At 38.7% G+C, this 19,868-nt stretch carries 21 protein-coding genes; 10 read left to right on the plus strand and 11 right to left on the minus strand.

Annotated elements, in window-relative coordinates; translation table 11 throughout:
• The 4 genes from BMX11_RS23290 to BMX11_RS23300 form a co-directional block, all read right to left on the minus strand.
• A partial coding sequence (locus BMX11_RS23290) for a transposase (protein ID WP_175474656.1) occupies positions 1 to 266 on the minus strand: 266 nt, incomplete at its 3' end.
• Between the two features lie 1,275 nt (positions 267 to 1,541).
• Positions 1,542 to 1,712 carry a hypothetical protein gene (locus BMX11_RS24605; protein WP_217643907.1) on the minus strand — a complete coding sequence of 57 codons (171 nt, stop codon included), beginning with the start codon at positions 1,710 to 1,712 and terminating at the stop codon, positions 1,542 to 1,544.
• A 932-nt stretch (positions 1,713 to 2,644) separates the two neighbouring features.
• Entirely contained in the window at positions 2,645 to 4,498 is a 1,854-nt protein-coding gene (gene hscA, locus BMX11_RS23295; protein WP_090889763.1) for a Fe-S protein assembly chaperone HscA, read from the minus strand.
• A 228-nt stretch (positions 4,499 to 4,726) separates the two neighbouring features.
• Positions 4,727 to 5,959: a glycosyltransferase family 4 protein gene (locus BMX11_RS23300; RefSeq protein ID WP_090889766.1), complete on the minus strand. Its 1,233-nt coding sequence runs from the start codon at positions 5,957 to 5,959 to the stop codon at positions 4,727 to 4,729.
• A 478-nt stretch (positions 5,960 to 6,437) separates the two neighbouring features.
• Here BMX11_RS23300 and miaE point away from each other — a divergent pair, with 478 nt between their 5' ends.
• Complete coding sequence (miaE, locus tag BMX11_RS23305; RefSeq protein ID WP_090889813.1) at positions 6,438 to 7,019, plus strand: MiaE family protein; 582 nt, start codon at positions 6,438 to 6,440, stop codon at positions 7,017 to 7,019.
• A gap of 343 nt (positions 7,020 to 7,362) precedes the next feature.
• On the opposite strand, the gene BMX11_RS23310 is transcribed toward miaE, so the two are convergent.
• From BMX11_RS23310 to BMX11_RS23325, 4 genes are read right to left on the minus strand one after another with little or no spacing between them, the layout of a single operon-like run.
• Positions 7,363 to 8,454, minus strand: a complete 1,092-nt coding sequence (locus BMX11_RS23310; protein ID WP_090889769.1) for a DUF3810 domain-containing protein — start codon at positions 8,452 to 8,454, stop codon at positions 7,363 to 7,365.
• The gene (locus BMX11_RS23315) at positions 8,451 to 8,714 is read right to left on the minus strand and encodes a Txe/YoeB family addiction module toxin (protein ID WP_090889773.1); all 264 of its coding nucleotides are present in this window, start codon (positions 8,712 to 8,714) and stop codon (positions 8,451 to 8,453) included. The genes BMX11_RS23310 and BMX11_RS23315 overlap by 4 nt, the downstream gene beginning before the upstream one ends.
• A gap of 57 nt (positions 8,715 to 8,771) precedes the next feature.
• On the minus strand, positions 8,772 to 8,969 hold the full coding sequence (locus tag BMX11_RS23320; RefSeq protein ID WP_090889776.1) for a DUF2683 family protein: 198 nt from the start codon (positions 8,967 to 8,969) through the stop codon (positions 8,772 to 8,774).
• A gap of 36 nt (positions 8,970 to 9,005) precedes the next feature.
• Entirely contained in the window at positions 9,006 to 10,340 is a 1,335-nt protein-coding gene (locus BMX11_RS23325; RefSeq protein ID WP_090889779.1) for a dihydroorotase, read from the minus strand.
• Positions 10,341 to 10,952: 612 nt separating this feature from the next.
• Between BMX11_RS23325 and BMX11_RS23330 the strand changes: the two genes are divergently transcribed.
• The 4 genes from BMX11_RS23330 to BMX11_RS23345 all read left to right on the plus strand — a co-directional run bounded on the left by BMX11_RS23330 (position 10,953) and on the right by BMX11_RS23345 (position 13,497).
• Positions 10,953 to 12,299, plus strand: a complete 1,347-nt coding sequence (locus BMX11_RS23330) for a DEAD/DEAH box helicase (protein WP_090889781.1) — start codon at positions 10,953 to 10,955, stop codon at positions 12,297 to 12,299.
• Entirely contained in the window at positions 12,300 to 12,569 is a 270-nt protein-coding gene (locus BMX11_RS23335; RefSeq protein ID WP_090889784.1) for a hypothetical protein, read from the plus strand.
• 91 nt (positions 12,570 to 12,660) lie between these two features.
• Entirely contained in the window at positions 12,661 to 12,996 is a 336-nt protein-coding gene (gene gldC, locus BMX11_RS23340) for a gliding motility protein GldC (protein ID WP_090889787.1), read from the plus strand.
• Positions 12,997 to 13,098: 102 nt separating this feature from the next.
• Positions 13,099 to 13,497, plus strand: a complete 399-nt coding sequence (locus BMX11_RS23345; protein ID WP_090889790.1) for a hypothetical protein — start codon at positions 13,099 to 13,101, stop codon at positions 13,495 to 13,497.
• Here the strand turns inward: BMX11_RS23345 and BMX11_RS23350 are convergent.
• Positions 13,494 to 14,006, minus strand: coding sequence for a lipocalin family protein (locus BMX11_RS23350; RefSeq protein ID WP_090889792.1), 513 nt, complete (start codon positions 14,004 to 14,006; stop codon positions 13,494 to 13,496). The genes BMX11_RS23345 and BMX11_RS23350 overlap by 4 nt on opposite strands.
• Positions 14,007 to 14,175: 169 nt before the next feature.
• On the opposite strand from BMX11_RS23350, the gene BMX11_RS23355 reads away from it, so the two are divergent.
• On the plus strand, positions 14,176 to 14,856 hold the full coding sequence (locus BMX11_RS23355) for a class I SAM-dependent methyltransferase (RefSeq protein ID WP_090889795.1): 681 nt from the start codon (positions 14,176 to 14,178) through the stop codon (positions 14,854 to 14,856).
• A 3-nt stretch (positions 14,857 to 14,859) separates the two neighbouring features.
• On the opposite strand, the gene BMX11_RS23360 is transcribed toward BMX11_RS23355, so the two are convergent.
• Together BMX11_RS23360 and BMX11_RS23365 are read right to left on the minus strand one after the other, a co-directional pair.
• The gene (locus BMX11_RS23360; RefSeq protein WP_090889798.1) at positions 14,860 to 15,240 is read right to left on the minus strand and encodes a cupin domain-containing protein; all 381 of its coding nucleotides are present in this window, start codon (positions 15,238 to 15,240) and stop codon (positions 14,860 to 14,862) included.
• 52 nt (positions 15,241 to 15,292) lie between these two features.
• Positions 15,293 to 15,772, minus strand: coding sequence for a methylated-DNA--[protein]-cysteine S-methyltransferase (locus BMX11_RS23365; protein WP_090889801.1), 480 nt, complete (start codon positions 15,770 to 15,772; stop codon positions 15,293 to 15,295).
• 185 nt (positions 15,773 to 15,957) lie between these two features.
• Here BMX11_RS23365 and BMX11_RS23370 point away from each other — a divergent pair, with 185 nt between their 5' ends.
• From BMX11_RS23370 to BMX11_RS23385, 4 genes are all read left to right on the plus strand, one after another.
• The gene (locus BMX11_RS23370) at positions 15,958 to 16,623 is read left to right on the plus strand and encodes a heme exporter protein CcmB (protein ID WP_090889804.1); all 666 of its coding nucleotides are present in this window, start codon (positions 15,958 to 15,960) and stop codon (positions 16,621 to 16,623) included.
• A gap of 457 nt (positions 16,624 to 17,080) precedes the next feature.
• Positions 17,081 to 17,743 (plus strand): cytochrome c biogenesis protein CcsA, encoded by a 663-nt coding sequence (gene ccsA, locus BMX11_RS23375; protein WP_090889807.1) that lies wholly within the window; start codon positions 17,081 to 17,083, stop codon positions 17,741 to 17,743.
• A 47-nt stretch (positions 17,744 to 17,790) separates the two neighbouring features.
• Positions 17,791 to 17,997, plus strand: a complete 207-nt coding sequence (locus BMX11_RS23380) for a CcmD family protein (protein WP_175474657.1) — start codon at positions 17,791 to 17,793, stop codon at positions 17,995 to 17,997.
• Positions 17,998 to 18,146: 149 nt separating this feature from the next.
• Complete coding sequence (locus BMX11_RS23385) at positions 18,147 to 19,568, plus strand: Glu/Leu/Phe/Val family dehydrogenase (protein WP_090889810.1); 1,422 nt, start codon at positions 18,147 to 18,149, stop codon at positions 19,566 to 19,568.
• The last annotated feature ends 300 nt before the right edge of the window (positions 19,569 to 19,868 follow it).

Here is a 19,868-nt window from a genome sequence, read left to right on the forward strand (position 1 = left end):
AGTACATCCATCCGCATTTTTGAAATAGTGATAATGCGGCGATCACTGTTCAGATTTTCAAGATAACCTACCAGCATCAGTTTTATAAAAACAACAGGGTCAATACTTTTTTGTCCCTCATCACCATAATAATTAGAGGTGGCTTTATACATAAAGCTAAAATCAATAAGATCTTTAAGTCGTCGGTAAAAATTGTCGGCAGGAACGGCATTTGACAGCTGGAAACTTACAAATAGTTTTTCCTGAAAGTGTTTCTTCCCTTGCATGTTTCAAAATATTAAGAAATAACAAAAAAATAAAGTTAAGTTATCAACCCTTGTTAGTTGTGCAACGGCCACTCGGCCCAAAAGAAACAAAAGTCCAAGGCTTGCATCCATTCTTGGCTATGAGCATCCGAATGCTGATGGCGGTAATAAGAGGCTTAGGCCATTTCCCGCTATGCCACCCCTCGCTGCTTATTCCCTTGTACAATAAGTACCCTATTGTAACTGCATGCATTCAAATACTCCTATCCTGCGAAATGCTGCTATGCCGGATGCGTGCTTGGGAAAGATATTACTTTATTAATGGCAGTTAGCAAGGCTCACAATCCTTCGGCAGTGGTCATTCCCTCATAGGAGGGAATCATAATGCGATATTATCACTAGTTCATTAGTCATTGGTTCATTGGGCGAGGCGCAGAAACCTACATCATTCCTATTTGCCCGAAGCACAGTCCTGCTCCCCGCCTAATTTAGGAGGGGTTGGGGGTGGTTAATTGGAGCATAGCCAAGAATGGTAGCTAATCTACGTCCCTATAAATAATTCGTCGTCATCGGGCAGGATGCAGGAACCTACAACGTTCCTGTTTTGGCCGAAGCACAGTCCTGCTCCCCGCCTAATTTAGGAGGGGCTGGGGGTGGTTAATTGTAGTTCACTAGTTCATTAGCCATTGGTTCATTAGGCGAGGCGCAAGAACCCACAGCGTTCCTCTTTGGCCGAAGCACAGTCCTGCTCCCCGCCTAATTTAGGATGGGTTGTGGGTGGTTAGTTGTAGTTCACTAGTTCATTAGCCATTGGTTCATTAGGCGAGGTGCAGAAACCACCCCCGCCACAACACAGGCTCTCGCACCCCTCCTTGAAAAAAGGCGGGGAGTTGTATGGAGCATAGCCAGGAATGGTAGCTAATCTACGTCCCTATAAATAATTCGTCGTCATCGGGCAGGATGCAGGAACCTACAACGTTCCTGTTTTGGCCGAAGCACAGTCCTGCTCCCCGCCTAATTTAGGAGGGGCTGGGGGTGGTTAATTGTAGTTCACTAGTTCATTAGCCATTGGTTCATTAGGCGAGGTGCAGAAACCACCCCCGCCACAACACAGGCTCTCGCACCCCTCCTTGAAAAAAGGCGGGGAGTTGTATGGAGCATAGCCAGGAATGGTAGCTAATCTACGTCCCTATAAATAATTCGTCGTCATCTGGCTGGATGCAGGAACCTACAGCGTTCCTCTTTGGCCGAAGCACAGTCCTGCTCCCCGCCTAATTTAGGAGGGGTTGGGGGTGGTTAATTGTAGTTCAGTAGTTCATTAGCCATTGGTTCATTAGGCAGGATGCAGGAAGCACCTTTCTTGTTGTAGCGCCTCGCTACAACCTGATATTTTTCTCTTTTCCTCACCGCCGGAAGGGCTCTTTCTTTTGGCTTGGCCCAAAAGAAACAAAAGTCCAAGGCTTGCATCCTTTCTTGGCTATGATCATCCGAATGCTAATGGCGGTAATAAGAGGCTTAGGCCATTTCCCGCTATGCCACCCCTCGCTGCTTATTCCCTTGTACAGTAAGTACCCTATTGAAACTGCATGCATTCAAATACTCCTATCCTGCGAAATGCTGCTATGCCGGATGCGTGCTTGGGAAAGGTATTACTTTATTAATGGCAGTTAGCAAGGCTCATAATCCTTCGACAGTCGTCATTCCCTCGTAGGAGGGAATCATAATGCGATATGTTTGGCCATTTTGCTTTGCCACTCAGCTAGGCCTAACCACTGTTTCTTCGTTCCACTCGGATCGGCCTAATAAAGTTTTCGGGATGCTCTGTCTAAGCCTACTCACTTATTTAAATAGAAAAGTTTTAAGCCGACATTTTTGTTTCTTTTGATGCCAAAAGAAAGAAGCCCGTCCGGCCAGGACATAAAAAAGCCTTTTACAAAACACAGGCTCTGGCACCCCCTCCTTGAAAAAAGGCGAGGAGTTTATGGAGCATAGCCAAGAATGGTAGCTAATCTACGTCCCTATAAATAATCCGTCATCATCGGGCTGGATGCAGGAACCTACAGCGTTCCTATTTGCCCGAAGCAGAGTCCTGCTCCCCGCCTAATTTAGGAGGGGTTGGGGGTGGTTAATTGTAGTTCACTAGTCATTAGTCATTGTTTCATTGGGAGAGGTGCAGAAACCCAGGTGAAAAGTAAGTTTCCTGATCTACTTTAAGTTTTTTAAACCCGATTGGCGCGAACATGGAGCGCAGCGAAATAAAGCAGAAAGCGGGGCTGTGCTAACCGATGAGTAGTAGCCCTGCTTTTCTAAAAAGAAAAAGGATCATGAACTGGTGCTCATAATCCTTTACTATATGTTTTTAAAAACCGCGGTATTGTCTCGCAGGTGAAGAGGTCTTATTAAATTTTCTTGCCCTTCATGGCGGTAGAAATGGCAGCATCCATTACACGCTCGGCAAAAGGGCGGGTAAACTCATTCAGCTCATCGGCTTTTTTAAGAATTAAATCCTTATCGTTTAATGTTAGTGCATTTTTCAATGCGCTAATGTACAGTTGGGTATCTCTTATTTCGGCCTGAGTTAAATGCTCTGCATGTTTTTCTACAAAACGCTCTGCCGTGTACAACAATTGTTCACCCTCGCTTCTGGCTTCAATTAACATGCGTTGTGCAACATCACTTTGTGCGTGGGTGATACTATCTATTAACATTTTTTCAACCGTATCATCAGTAAGTCCGTAGCTTGGTTTTACTTCAATTTCCTGTTTCACGCCAGAACGAAGTTCAATAGCTTGTACAGTTAAAATGCCATCGGCATTTAATAAGAAGTTAATATCTACTTTAGGCAATCCTGCAGGCATTGCCGGTATACCCTTTAAATCGAATTCGGCAAGTTTGCGGTTTTCTTTAACCAAATCTCTTTCGCCTTGATAAACAGCTATTTTCATGTTTACCTGCCCATCAATAGAGGTGGTGTATTGGCGGCCAGCTTTGGTTGGAACTTTACTGTTACGGGCAATAATTACATCCATTAAGCCACCCATGGTTTCGATACCCAGAGAAAGTGGCGTTACATCGAGCAATAAAATATCCGAACGGTTTCCGGCTAAAACATCGGCCTGAATGGCTGCCCCCAAGGCAACTACTTCATCTGGATTAATATTATCCTGAGGTTTTTTACCGAAAAATGCTTCTACCTGCTTTTTAACGTAAGGCGTGCGCGTAGAACCACCTACTAAAATCACTTCATCTATAGCTGTTACTGCCAAGCCAGAATCTTGTAATGCATTTTTACAGGCGGTAATGGTTTCATCTACCTTTGCCGCAATCAGTTTTTCGAAAGTTTGCTTGTCTAGTGTACACCAGATTTCGCCAACCTGCTCGTTGTATAGGTTTTGGCTCGATAGGGCTTTTTTTGCCGCTTCTGCTTGTAAACGCAAGGTTTGCATCAACACATTGTTGTTGGCCAGTTCGGCTTTATCGAGTTTGTTTTGTTCAATCCAATAGTTTAAAATGGCACGGTCAAAGTCGTCGCCTCCTAAGTAAGTATTTCCGTTTGTAGCCAAAACTTCGAAAATTCCGTTTTGAATTTGTAGAATGGACACATCGAAAGTTCCGCCGCCCAAATCATAAACGGCTATGGTTTTTTGTTGCGTTGGGTCCAAGCCAATACCGTAAGCTAAGCTCGCTGCGGTAGGCTCGTTTACAATGCGCATTACATCTAAACCCGCAAGTTTACCTGCATCGCGTGTGGCCTGGCGTTGGCTATCGTTAAAGTAAGCCGGAACGGTAATTACAGCCCGGTTTACAGGTGTTTTAAGTGCATGTTCTGCACGGGCTTTAAGCTCCTTCAAAATTTCTGCAGAAAGTTCAATAGGGGTATAAAAGCGATCTCCTGCATGGATTTTTACCAATGCATCGCTATCATCGTCAATAATTTTGTAAGAGAAAATATCTGAGTGTTCTGCCACATCTTTATAAGAACGGCCAAGTAATCTTTTTACCGAAAAAATAGTATTTGCAGGGTCGGTAGTTAAGAATTCTTTGGCTTCGTTACCCACAATGGCTTCATTATGGCTGTTAAAATAAACAACAGAAGGTACCAGTAAGCCCTTGCCCGAATCGTTAATTACCTGAGGGTTTTTATCTGGATTAATAAAGGCTACCAAACTGTTCGTAGTACCTAAATCAATACCTACAATAATTTCTTCTTGCTGTAATGAACCTGTTGCCAGGTTAATTGATATTTTTGCCATGCTGCGAATTTACACACTTTGTTGCTCAAAATTGTTGTAATGTTGTAAAGTTGGCAATGGTATTTTAAAATTTAAGTGTCGGTTGTTTAGAAAATGTGCTGGAGTGGGGGTTCGGTAACTACAGTCCTGCTTTTTGGTACAAGCCAAACTGAAGAAGTTTGGGCTTTCCCCTTCAATCAGGTTTATTTTACCAAATGTGTGCAAATCGGTCTCTAAAAACCCAAGCTGTTAAACCTTTTTATTTTTCTCTTCAATCCAGAGCGACATGTATTTGGTGCTTTGAAGCGTATGGTGGCTGAGTATCTGTCCGAAAAAGTTATTTTCTCTGTGGTGATTTAGGTTGGAGGCTAAATTTTCTATGGTCTTGATAAATGAATCGGCAAAAGTACTTTTACTATACCGTTGATTAATAATTTGGATTCCATTTTGTTGAGCAGTGTACCATTTCTGTTGATTTTGATATAGTTCTACTGCTGCGGTAATAAAATGCTCCAAGTCATTTTCAATAATCCCGTTCCATTCCAGGTTACCCTTCATGGCCTCTGCTCCAATTGTTGTGGTAATGGCAGGTGTACCCACTTGCATGGCATCGATAAATTTGCCTTTTACACCTGCACCAAACTGGATCGGGGCAAGGAGAATACGATGTTTTGCAATGGTTTCTCTGGCAGCTAATGCCCGTCCTCTGATGAAAAATTTCTCTGCCTTATTCTCCAGTTGCAGTACCTTTTGAGATGGGTATGCACCATAGATATTCATGGTAACATTGGGAAGTTTTTTTCTGAGTGCAGGCCAAATTTTGGTTTTAAGTACTTGTACGGTATTCCAGTTGGGTTCGTGTAAAAAGTTGCCGATAAAAATAAAGCCCTCTCTCTCATTAAAGGGAGTCCATTTTTTGACAAGTTGTGGGGTAATTGCCTCTTCTAAAAAAGGAAGATAGTAGAGCAGTGAAGCATCTATTTTAAACTGATCTTGCAATAACTGCATTTCGGTTTCCGATATGATTAAACTTAAATCGCAGCGCAAAATTGCCGCGATTTCTCTTTTGGCAACATCTGAGAATAAATTAATAGCTTCTTGCTTTTTATCGCCCTGCTGTCGTGCCTGGCGCAGAAAGTGAAGATCTTCGGTATCTAAAATTCTTAATGCGTTAGGACATTCTTGCTGAACTCGCCAGCCATATTGCTCTTCGATCATAAATCTATCGAACAGTACTATTTCGGGTTGAATTTGCTTTAAGAATGAATTAAAGCGCTCATCGTTGAGGGTGATTTCTTGTTCTTTAACACCAATATCTGAGAAATCATAACTGAAATCACTCTTGGAAGCAGCAGAAGCAAAGGTAATGTCATAGCCTTCTTTAAGAAATAAATCGACCAGTTGAATCATTCGTGTACCTGCTGCCGAAGAAGTAGGCTCGGGCCATACCAGTCCAATGATCAATAATTTCTTGCTGCTCATGATTAAAATTTGTGCAAAATAAATGGTTTTTTTGGTTCCCGCAGATTAAAAAGATTTGGTTTTTTATTTTTTTAACCACCTAAGGCGTCTTAGGCACCTAAGCTGGCTTTTGGCGGTAGTTCTTCAACTTTAACTTTTCACTTTCAACTTTGGTCTTTCCGACCCGGACTTGCGACTACTCCACCACCTAAGGCATCTTAGACACCTAAGCGGGTTTTGGCGGTAGTTTTTCAACTTTCAACTTTCAACTTTGGTCTTCCCACTTTTATTCTGCATCCATACTTCTGACTTTCCGACCCCGGACTTGCGGACTAATTCCACCACCTAAGGCATCTTAGACACCTAAGCCGGGTTTTGGCGGTAGTCTTTAAACTTTTCACTTTCAACTTTCAACTTTCAACTTTCACTTTCAACCTTTATGCTTTCAACTCCTACTTCAAGAAATATTTTTAATTTTGCAGCCGACAGAGAAAACACCATGCTAGGATTAAAATTATTAACAGACCCACGTTGGGCAAACATTGCAGAATCGAATTTAGAAGAAATCTTATCCGATCATGCCTGGTGCGAACAGAAGGCTGCTAGTAATGCCATTACCTTAATCACTCAAAATTCAGAGCACCAGGATTTGGTTGACGAGCTCACTGCAATTGCCATTGAAGAAATGCAACATTTTCAAATGGTAATCAATATCATCAAAGAAAGAGGTTATACTTTGAGTAGAGAGCGTAAAGACGATTATGTGGGTAAGCTGGTTAAATTCAGTAAAAAAGATGGTAGCAGAAATACTGCTTTCATCGACAGGCTTTTATTTGCTGCAATGATTGAAGCCAGAAGCTGTGAACGTTTCCGAGTATTATCACAAAACATAAAGGATGAAGAACTGGCCAAGTTCTATTACGATTTAATGGTTTCTGAAGCCGGTCATTATACTACTTTTTTAAACTTTGCCCGTAAATATTCTATTGATGTGGATGTAGAAAAACGTTGGAAAGAATGGCTGGATTTTGAAGGCGAGTTAATTCAAAGCTTCGGAACGAAAGAGGCTATTCATGGATAGGTTTTATTAGATTTGAGATGTGAGATTTGAGATGTGAGACATAAGATTGATGTGCGGAACATCCTCCGCCCTCGGACCCCTGACTTACCGTCTAATTTAGATTTGAGGGGAGATTTGCACGCTATCTTCCGACCTCAGACCCCTGACTTTCCGACTTATTGAGATTTGAGGGGAGCTTCGCCCTATATCTTCCGATCTCCGTCCCATGACTTTCCGACTTATTTAGATTTGAGGGGAGCTTCGCCCTATATCTTCCGATCTCCGTCCCATGACTTTCCGACTTATTTAGATTTGAGGGGGATTCGCCCTATATCTTCCGACCTCCGTCACCTGACTTTCCGACTTACTTCCTAATCTCTTCTTTGTGAATATTCCAAAGCCAGATCACAATATCCTGGTAACTGTCAATCCCTTTTTTCTGGTTGTTGAGTTTTAGAAAACGGTCGAATGCAGCGTCCATGTAACCAAACATTTGGCCGTTATATTTTCGCCAGAATTCTTTTTCGGCTTTAAAATCTGCTAAAACATGCTCAGAAATTTTGCTCCTTATGGCTTTATAATCGTCAGGCGATTTCATCCTGATTTCAAACAATATGTACCTTAACATTTCGTAATTAGCAGAATATTGAAAGTAAATATTGTCGCTATTGCTGGCCGTTAAATACCCCATTAGGTTAGCTTCATCTTCATAGGCAATACCCAGTTGGTGCCCGATTTCATGACAAGTAACATAAGGTTTTACAAAATTGGGTAAGTCTGTATTAATATTCGCTTCGCCGGAAAGCGGAGCATAATAACCTTCAATACCCACTTTGCTAATTACCCAAGGTACTAAAACCGATTTTACACTAGGTTGAGGATAAGAGAAGACGTTATTTTTCTTCGCCATTTTCGCATAAGCTGCTACTGCCTGCTCGCGAAGTTGTCTTAATGAGAAATGGATCTCATTGCCATCGGCTAAACACTGATTTTTTAAAGCATTTGTTTTATCAACAAAGTAGTTTCCCAGAGCCAGGAGTTCTTTTACGTTGTACTTCTGGTTGCCAATATTAAGTTCTTCACTAATGCTGGGCCTGCTGTAATTTAAGCCCCAGGCCAGTTTGAATATGATGTAGAGCAGGAGTCCGAAATTTAATACTTGAAGCGGTACGGTTATTCGGTGGCTTTTTTGGAGTTGTTTTTTTCTAATCAGCTGATAAAACCGATAGATTTTATAAAACACAAAGCCAATCAGCAAAGCATAAACAATATCGCCAATGGCAAAAGGAAAAATGGAAGAAATAAATCTTAAGGTAGCAGAAATATAAGTGTATATCCCCGTTGAGTAATAAGATTGGACGAGGGTAGGAGATAAGCTGAAAAAGAAGATAAGGAGTGTTAGGCTTATAAAAATGGCAGATCTTAAAATTACCGATTTGAAATTATATAAGTTCATTTGTTATAATGGCCTTTTAAAGAATAAATGAAAATAACTTCATCAATAACCTCGTAAATAATTCTATGCTCCTCATTTATACGTCTAAACCATTTTCCGGATAATTTATATTTAAGAATTTCAGGTTTGCCTATGCCATTAAAAGGATTTTTTAACATATCTGCTAAAAGGAGCTGTATTCTTCTCTGAATAGCTTTATTACCAGATCTTTTCCAAAAATCAAAATCTGTTATAGCATCCTCAATTAATTCTATTCGCATAGCTCATCCTGATAACTATTCGGGATGAGTAAAGGGAAATAGGGATCAGAACTGCGTTTATTTCCACATATTGGGAACATCTATTTTCAAGCCTGGCTTACCAGATTTCCTTGAATTTTCTCCATCTAAAACTTTATTAACAATTTCTTGGTTATATTTTTTCTCCGCTTTAAAGTCTATTTTCAAAGCTTTCATAACCGCTTTTATTGCACTCAATTGTTCTTTGTTTTTGGGATGAACGATTAGTGTTTCCATATTAAGTAATTGAATATTATACCAAATATAATAAACTTATCTCGTAAATGTTAGCCTTTTGCCGATCTCATCGGTGGTGAATTTCCCTTTTTGATATGCCAAATTACCAGAAACAAATGTATGTGTAATACTAGCCTGAAATGTATTACCGTCAAATGGACTCCATCCACACTTGTAGAAGTTGTTGAGTTTGATTACTGTCCATGGATCATTTAAGTCCACAAGAACCAAGTCTGCCCAGTAACCTTCACGAATAAATCCTCGTTTTTCAATATCAAAGCAAATAGCGAGGTTATGAGCAGTTTTTTCGACAATCTTCTCTAGAGAAATTTTTCCCTGAAGGTGCATTTCTAATAAGGCTGGCAATGCATGTTGCACTAAAGGACCACCAGAAGGCGCTTGTGCATAAGGTTGCTGTTTTTCTTCTAAAGTATGTGGTGCGTGATCTGTAGCTATCACATCGATATTATCATTTAGTACACCTTGTAAAATACCATCCTGATCTGCCTTGGTTTTTACTGCTGGGTTCCATTTAATGAAATTGCCTTTTGCAGCGTAATCCTGGTCATTAAACCAAAGGTGATGGACGCAAGCTTCGGCCGTAATCTTTTTGTCTTTAAGCGGAATGGTATTGTCGAAAAGCGCAATTTCTTTCGCAGTAGATATATGAAGGATGTGCAGACGTGTTTGATATTTTTTAGCCAGTTCAACTGCCAATGAGGAAGATTTATAGCAAGCTTCGGCACTGCGAATCAGCGGATGCATGTCGATAGTTAAGTTTTCGCCATACTCTGCTTTGAATTTAGCCAGGTTTTCGCGAATCGTTTGCTCATCTTCACAATGGGTAGCCACTAAAATAGGAGCCTGACTAAAAATGTTCTCTAAAGTTTTTTCATTATCAACCAACATATTTCCGGTTGATGAACCCATGAAAACCTTGATGCCGCAAACATTTTTAGGATCGGTTTTTAAAACTTCGTCAATATTATCATTGCTTGCCCCCATATAAAAAGAGTAATTAGCTAATGAGGTTTGCGAAGCGATATCATATTTATCTTTTAAAAGTGCCTGAGTAAGCGTGTTAGGAACTGTGTTGGGCATTTCCATAAAAGAAGTAATACCACCAGCAACAGCAGCCATACTTTCTGTAAAAATATCTGCCTTATGGGTTAAGCCTGGTTCACGGAAATGTACCTGATCATCAATCATTCCAGGTAAAAGGTATTGGCCTTCAGCATTAATTTCCTTGGCCTCCGGTGCCGATAAATTTTGACCAATTTTAGCAATTAATCCATCTTTAATAAGTACATCAGCAACCTGCTTTTGGCCTTCGTTTACAATTGTAGCCCCTTTTATCAGATAAGTATTCATGGTTTCAAAGGTAGTAAATTAGTATCAAGTATTGAGAATCAAGTATCGGGATTGAAGGCTAAATTGTTAAACTGTTTAATTGCTTAACTGAAAACCGTATAGGTAGCTAATTTTTATTTGGCGGTAGCTTTTTAACTTTTAACTTACTCTTCCGACTTCTTTACCACCTAAGGCACCTTAGCAGTTTAGGGCGGTAGCTTTTAAACTTTCCACTTATAACTTACAACTTACAACTTTTAACTTGTCACGTTACACTTCCTCTTCCGACCTCTGACCTCCGACGTCCGACTTCTTTACCACCTAAGGCACCTTAGCAGTTTTGGGCGGTAGCTTTTCAACTTTCAACTTTCAACTTTTAACTTTCCTCTTCCGACTTTCCGACCTCTAACCTCCGACTTTTTTACCACCTCAGGCATCTTAGCAGTTTAGCACGGTGGCTTTTAAACTTATAACTTTCCACTTATAACTTTCCACTTATAACTTTCCACTTATAACTTACAACTTATAACTTACAACTTATAACTTACAACTTTTAACTTTCCACTTCCCCCTTCCATCCCCACATTACATTTCATCTTCCTGCTAAAACTAAATACACTATCTTTGTACGCTATGGCAAAACCTTTTGAAGAATTTAAGTTAAACAGGCAGATTTTAAATGCAGTTGCCGATGCAGGTTACACTGCAGCTACTCCCATACAGGAAAAAGCAATTGCACCAATTTTATCAGGACAAGATATTTTCGGGATTGCAGAAACAGGTACCGGAAAGACTGCCGCTTTTGTTTTACCGATTTTAATGCAGCTGAAATATGCGCAGGGAGAAAGTCCAAGAGCTTTAATTCTGTCGCCAACCAGGGAGCTTGCTATGCAAATTGCAGAACAGGTGAAATTATTTTCTACCTATACCGATTTGCGTTCGTTGGTTATTTTTGGAGGTATCGGACCTAAAACCCAAAAGGAAGAAATCGCCAAGGGACTAGATATATTAATTGCCACGCCAGGGAGATTTTTGGATTTATATCTTGCTGGTGATATCAATACACAAAGTTTGAAGTTTTTGGTGTTGGATGAGGCCGACAAAATGATGGATATGGGCTTTATCGGCTCTATTCATAGAATTTTAGAGGTAGTTCCGCGCAAGCGCCAAAACTTGCTTTTTTCGGCTACAATGAGCGATCTGGTACAAAAAATTGCGGGCGATTTCTTAAAAAATCCAACTGTAATTGAAGCTTCACAACAGGCTACACCTGCGCAAAATGTAACCCAGGCACTATACTACGTGCCTAACTTTAAAACTAAGATCAACTTGCTTCAAAATTTGCTTAAAGATGATGAAGCTTTTTCTAGATTGATCATTTTTTGTAAGACTAAAACTGTTGCAGATAATATTTTCAGCTTTATAGAGCGAAGATATGGGGCCGAAAATGTTCGGGTAATTCATGCGAATAAGGGACAAAATACGCGTATCAATTCTATCAATAGTTTCAAAGAGGGTAATATTCGTGTTTTGGTGGCTACAGATGTGGCTAGTAGGGGTATTGATGTAAGTGATGTAAGCCACGTTATTAATTTTGACGTTCCTATTATTATTGAAGATTATGTGCATAGAATTGGTAGAACGGGTAGGGCTTTTGCCAAAGGCGATGCCATCACTTTCGCTACAGATGCAGAAAAATACTATATCCGTAAGATTGAAAAACTGATCAGACAATATATTCCTGTACATGAAATTCCAGAAGGTGTTTTTATCGATGAAACGCCTTACGAAGAACGTCAATATATTGCCAGAGAGATCGACAATCAAAAACGTAAGGAAGATCCAGATTTTAAAGGTGCCTTCCACGAAAAGAAAAATGCTAAAGTAATAGAGAAAACGGCTAGAGATAAGGCGAAAGCTAAGGCAGGAAAAGAAGTGAAAAGCTTCAAAAAGGGTAAACGTTTCGACAAGAAAAAGTAAATGAAAGCAAGAATTACTCCTTTAAATATTGTTACTGCGATTGCATTTGCATTATTGGTCGTTAGCTTTCTTGGGACTAAATCACCCGGACAACCTGTAGATGTAACTGGCTTTTATAAACTTATTTTAGGCTGTTTAGTTTTAGTCACTTTCGTAACAGATTTGATTTTTCGTTTCACCTTAAAAAATTTGAGAAGAATCTGGATTGTAGAATTATCATTTATAGTGATCTCTGCGATATTGATGTTAATTTTACAAAAAATAGCTTAATCGCCGATAAAATTCTTTTTTTAAATCAGCATCTTTGCGGGCTTAAAATACTATCGAAACTTAAATTATTCGATACAAATTAAATATTACAATGAGGAAAGCAGAAATTAAGATAACCGTTGAGTTAGATGATAATAACATGCCAGAGAATATTCTTTGGGAAAGTACAGATGCCAAAACAACAGATCAGGTACCTGTAAAATCGATGATTCTTGCACTATGGGATCATAACTATAAGAATTCTATGCGTATTGATCTTTGGACTAAAGACATGCCTGTTGATGAGATGAAACGCTTTTTCTACGAAACTTTACAAACCATGGGCGATAGTTTCTTAAGAGCTACAGGTGAAAAATTAATTGTAGAAGATTTACGCGATTATTGCGCTCATTTTGCCGATAAAATGGGCATTGAAATGGGAAAATAAGCAGTTAACCATTTCACCATTTAAACAATTTCACAATTAAGCAATTAACAGTTATACACCTCACCAACTAAGCACTTAACCAACTCACCAATTAAACAATATATGTTAATCGTTAGTAAATTTAGAGCCTGGGTGGGCATTTTACTTTGCATCATCGCAAGTTTCTGCCCAATGCTAAAAGTTCCTATTAAAGGAAACTGGAATTTATATCAGTCAGATGCCCGATTGTTCTTGATCACCTATGCCATCATTGCTTTGGCTGTACTTTGTCTTTTTATCAGAAAAGTAGGCGCTTTTAGATTTATAAGTTTTGTAATGGCTATTTGGTATGTTTTAGCGGTGATTGCGGTTTACTTTACCGCACATAACTATACAAAATATGGCTTTGCCAATAAACTTATAGGCAAGGTAGTGCATTTTCAGTGGGGTTGGATTGTGTTTCTGGTAGGCGTTTTATTTATGCTTTTCAGTGTAAAGCGCGGAGAAAAACTAAGCGCTTAACCCAATTTGTCATGGTGTTGCGATGTGAGTTTACTTACATCGTAACCTTTAGCCTTACACCTTGCAATAATTTCTTCATATTGCTTCTTCGGCATATTTTTGTTTCTACTCATAATAAACAGAAACTTTCTATCCGGATGCCCAACAACCACATAATTGTAATCGTCAGCCAGTTCAATAATCCAATAATCAACTTTTATTGGCCAGATAAACTGCGCTTTTAGTTCTCCATTACTTCCTGTATCGCTAGGAAACATTTTTGAGTTCCTGGAATAGGTTTGCTCATCATGAGGTTTTTTATAAGTGGTTAATACATCAAAATAACCCTCTTTATTTAAGCTATATTTCGTTGTAGTTTCTCTGCTGCCTTTATCAAAAATGGTTGGGATGGAATATAGCGAATACCAGGTTCCTGAGTACTTTTTTAAATCTAACCGGCTTATTGGAGCATTTTTCTCTAGGGGGAGGAGATTAAATATAAATAGAAACAGGGCGCAGATCGATTTCATAACATCAAAGGGATTTTGAATTATTTACGGATTCAGAACCTCAATGGTTCTTTAATTGTGAAGTTTCCTGCTCAGCTTTTACAATTATTGATCAACTTTTTGCAACCCTAAAACTTATAGGGATAAAAAAATTAAATTTAGGTTCTCCTTGAATTAAAATCTTGTCATTATGGATATTGATAGAAAAAGAGATTTTATTGGTTGGGATATCGAGAACTGGTTTAAAGCGATACCTTATTGGGAGAAACGTGTTTCTTTGGAGGAAGGCGATAAAAAATGTCTGGAGTTGGGTGCAAGTAATGGAGGCTTATCTCTTTGGATGGCCAGGTACAACAACGAGGTGATATGTTCAGATTTAACCAAACCCGGAAGAGAAGCTTTAAATATTCATGCTAAATACGATTGTAGTAAAAACATTCGCTATGAAGCGGTTGATGCCACTAACATTCCATATAAAGAGCAATTTGATATAGTCGCATTTAAATCTATTGTTGGAGGTATTGCAGGTTTTTATCGCGATAACTCTTATAAGTATAAAACTTTGCACGAAATGTATGAAGCACTGAAACCTGGAGGGAAATTACTTTTTGCAGAAAACTTAAAGGGAACAGGTTTTCATATTTTACTCCGGAAGTATTTTGGTACAAAAGATTGGAATTATCTTCGCCTGGACGAAATAAAATCCGTTTTTGCCGATTTTAAGCAGGTAAGCTATACAACAGTGGGCTTTTTTGGCTGCTTAGGAAGAAACGAAAAACAACGGAATTTCTTAGGGAAGATCGATACCCTCATCGAGAAGATCATGCCTAAGAGTTTCCATTATATCGTTATTGGTGTCGCTGAAAAATAAGTTTTAGACCGCATCAGCGATAAAAAAATCATTTGCATCTGCTTCTAAAGGAATATAGATTCTTTCCCATTCATTCCCATCAATCACCTCCCAGGTATGACCTTCACCGAGCGTATCATTGGCAATAAGAATAATTCCCGGCTCAATAATAAAAGTATTACCATTACTTACCTCAAATTTTAATTTCCCCTTTAAGGTAATTACATATTGTCTTCTGGGGGCGGGGTGAGGTACCTTTTCTAAGGTACTCACATCGTTTTGAGCAAAGAAATAGTTGGCATTTATGTGTTGACGAATGGGGATTCTACCTGTTTCAAAATCACATTTATCATCTGCTACATTGATTAATCGGATGGCGCGTAAAAAGTTTTTGTTTTCAGACATATCGGCTATATATATTATTATCTTGATTTTTAAGTATTGCGTAACTTCTTGATTAGAATTTAAGCGTGGTTTGACCTCTTTGGGCTACTTCTCTTTCGTGTTGCAGTAGCCATTGCTTTCGCCACAATCCACCTGCATAGCCCACTAATTTACCGTTGCTACCAATTACCCTATGGCAGGGCACTACAATAGCCAGATTGTTTTTCCCGTTGGCGACCGCTATGGCCCTTATCGCTAAGGGATTGTGCGCGGAGAATTTTGCATAAGAAATAGTGGAAGCGTAGGGGATAAGCAGTAAATTCTGCCAAACTTCATGCTGAAATGGAGTGCCCTTTTGTTGGATTGGAAAATCAAAAATTTGAAGCTTTCCATCAAAATAAGCCTGTAATTGTTGCGATACAGCCAGCGTTAGTTCATCTGGCATCAACCCTTCAATGTCTTTTTCTGCAAAAGTAATTTCCGCTACCGATCCATCATCAACAATGATGGTTAATTTGCCAATTGGCGATTCTATAGCAGATGCATATTTCATTGAATTTATTTGCCTTTAACCTCGGAAGAAATGCCCATTGATCTATAAAACTGATGCTAATCTTTGATTAATTCGATTGTATAAGTTTTATTTCCCCTTAATCTCATCCACAAAAGCAAGACAATATTACAACAATACAACAATTTTATCTTAAGATATTTGTCAAGAAAAGTATCTTTGCGGTTATGCAATTGGCCAAAGAGGTTAAGTATTTAATTCACAAGGAAGTATTGTTAGAGTGGCGCTCCAAGTACACGATTAATGGTGTATTGCTGTATGTTGTATCTACAATTTTTACCTGTTACCTCTCTTTTGTAAGTCTTAGCGATAAATTAGCCTGGAATGCCCTTTTTTGGGTAATTATGCTTTTTGCCTCTATCAATGGGGTTTCCAAAAGTTTTCTTCAGGAAAATAAAGGACAACAGTTATACAGTTACGTATTGGCTAGTCCTGCAGCAGTACTGATCTCCAAAACCATTTACAATACCTTGTTAATGCTGGTATTAACTACTATTGCTTTAGGTTTTTACTCCGTTGTGTTCGATACATTTACACCGCCGGATATGCTGATGTATTACGTGGCAGTGATTTTGGGTAGTATTAGCTTTTCCACAGTTTTTACCATGGTTTCGGCCATTGCAAGTAAGGCTGGGAATGGAGGCATGTTAATGGCGATTTTGAGCTTTCCAATTATTATTCCGGTATTAATTCTATTAATAAAACTGGCTAAAAACGCAGTAGATGGCTTGCCTTGGGAAAACAGCTATGATGATATTGGGATGTTACTACTGGTTAATATCATGACCGTAGCGACCTCTTTATTGTTATTTCCTTACCTTTGGAGGGAGTAAAGGGATTACGGAATTTAGGAAGGATGGAATGATAGAATTATTGAATGATAGAATGATAGAATGGGCAATTTGCAAGGCATTCACTCATTCAAAACTCTCTCATTCGAAATTATTGAATTATTGAATTATGGAATGATAGAATGGGCAATTTGCAAAGCATTCACTCATTCAAAACTCAGTCATTCGAAATTATTGAATTATTGAATGATTGAAGGATAGATTGATTGAATGATAGAATGGGCAATTTGCAAAACATTCACTCATTCAAAACTCTCTCATTCGAAATTAGTGAATTATTGAATTATGGAATGATAGAATGGGCAATTTGCAAAACATTCACTCATTCAAAACTCTCTCATTCGAAATTAGTGAATTATTGAATTATGGAATGATAGAATGGGCAATTTGCAAAACATTCACTCATTCAAAACTCACTCATTCAAAATTATATACAAATATGAAGAAAACCTGGTGGAAGATCTTAGGATCGGTATTAGTAGTTTACACAGCAATTGCCGGAATGCTTTTGGGCGTACCACATCTGGCCATTTTAAATGAAACAATCAGAAATCTTTACTTTCATGTACCCATGTGGTTTGCCATGATTGTGTTGTTTTCAATTTCTGTTTTTTATAGTGTAAAATCGCTAAGCAGCAAAAGCGAGATAGACGATTTGAGAGCTGTTGAAAGTGTAAATGCCGGAATAATTTTCGGTGTTTTAGGATTAATTACCGGTGCTATATGGGCTAAATATACCTGGGGGCAGTTTTGGAGCTTTGATCCAAAACAAAACTTCGCGGCCATTTCTATACTCCTTTATTTTGCTTATTTAATTCTTCGCAATGCAATAGATGAGGAACAGAAAAGAGCTAAGTTATCTGCCATTTACAATATTTTTGCTTTTCCGATGATGGTAGTACTGTTATTTGTATTGCCTCGACTCAAAGATTCATTACACCCCGGCAATGGTGGTAATCCCGGATTTAACAGCTACGATTTAGATAGCCGGATGAGAATGGTTTTTTATCCTGCATGCTTAGGATGGATACTCATTGGTTACTGGGTGTATAGCATTCGTTTCAGAATCCGTTCATTAGAAAATAAAAAACAACACAACTAAATTATTCTATCCAATTTTTCTCCCTTTTTAGGGATCAACAAATAATCATGAAAAAACTTATTTTCTCTTTAATGTTAATGTTCACTACCCTGCAAATTTTCGCACAGGATAATGGTGTAGAAATGGCTGATCAGATGCGTAGCAACGGTAAAATTTACGTGGTGGTGGGCTGTATTGTGGTAATTTTAGTGGGCTTATTGGTTTATCTTTTCTCTTTGGATAAAAGATTAAAAAAATTAGAAAAAGATAACTAAGACGAAAAACTTAGTTTAAACTGTTTAAACCTATTTTTCATCAAAAAATAGGGTGGTGTTTGCTTTACACTAAGTCTTTTTGCATTTGGATATGTGCGGTTTTTTTAGGCAATTTTGCAATGAAAACTTATTCATAAAAAAAATAAATAATGGCTAATCTAGCAGACGAGACCAAATTCTTTGCAGATGTTTGTAAGAATTTTGACAGTGCGGCTCAATTTACCAATCATCCAGAAGGTTTATTGAACCAGATTAAAGCATGTAACAGTGTGTACCGTTTCCAATTCCCTATCCGCCGCGGAAACGGCTTTGAAGTAATTGATGCTTGGCGTGTAGAGCACTCTCATCACATGAGCCCAACCAAGGGTGGTATTCGCTACAGCGATATGGTAAATGAGGACGAAGTGATGGCACTTGCAGCCTTAATGACTTATAAATGCGCAATTGTTAACGTCCCTTTTGGTGGTGCAAAGGGCGGTATTAAAATCAATACCAAAAACTACAGCGTTGCCGAGTTAGAAACCATCACTCGTCGTTACACTACAGAACTAATCAAGAAAAATTTTATCGGTCCTGCAGTTGACGTTCCTGCGCCAGATTACGGTTCAGGTGAACGTGAAATGAGCTGGATTGCCGATACCTATATGACAATGAATCCTGGTCAGCTTGATGCGCTGGGTTGTGTTACAGGCAAGCCAATTGCACTACACGGTATCCGTGGTCGTAAAGAAGCAACTGGCCGTGGTGTAGCTTACGCTGTTCGTGAGTGTGTTGATGTTGCTGAAGATATGCAAAAAATCGGCTTAACCGCTGGTTTAAATGGCAAAAGAGTTATTGTTCAGGGTTTAGGTAATGTAGGTTATCACTCAGCTAAATTCTTAGCAGAATTTGGTGCAACGATTGTAGGTTTATGCGAATATGAAGGTGCCATCTACAATGCTAATGGCTTAAACGTTGATGAAGTTTTTGCACACCGTAAAAATACGGGTTCAATTTTAGGTTTCCCAGGTGCTAAAGAATTTAAAAACTCAATGGAAGGTCTGGAGCAGGAATGTGATATTTTAGTTCCGGCAGCTTTAGAAAACCAATTTACAGAACACAATATCCGTAACATCAAAGCAAAAATTATTGCTGAAGGTGCAAATGGTCCTACTACTCCAGAAGCAGAAGCTATTTTTACAGAAATGGGCGGTATCATTATCCCAGATATGTATTGTAATGCTGGTGGTGTAACGGTTTCTTATTTTGAATGGTTAAAAAACCTTTCTCACGTGGCTTTTGGTCGTATGGAGAATCGTTATGCAGCCAATTCAAATGCTAATCTGATCAATACATTAGAGAACTTAACTGGTAAAACTATTCTTCCTGAACACCGCTTAATGATTGTTAAAGGTGCTTCGGAGATTGAATTGGTAAATTCTGGTTTAGAAGATACCATGATTCACTCTTATCACGAAATTCGTGAAACATTGAAACAGAAACCAGCTACTCAAACCCTGAGAACTGCTGCTTTTGTTAATTCGATTGATAAAATCGCAGTTTCTTACATGAATTTAGGCGTTTGGCCATAATATTTGTTGTTATTCAAAGACATTAAAGATTAACAACTCCCTGAAAGAGGCTGTCTCAAAAAGGCAGTCTCTTTTTTTGTGGAAAAAAAATTAATTTTTCATCTTTTTAAATTTGGTTTATTTGTCTGTATTTCAGATATTTAAGTATAAATAATTGAAATTTATGCCAGTCCAGAAACCAGTTTTCAAGCCCTATTATCAGAACCAGATCATGGCTATTCCGCCCACTCTGGATGAACTTGTGGCAAAAGGCCATCCTGTTCGCATTGTGAACGATGTCATTAACCGAATCAATATCCA

The sequence above is a fragment of the Pedobacter rhizosphaerae genome (genome assembly GCF_900111155.1).
Classification (GTDB): Bacteria; Bacteroidota; Bacteroidia; order Sphingobacteriales; family Sphingobacteriaceae; genus Pedobacter; species Pedobacter rhizosphaerae.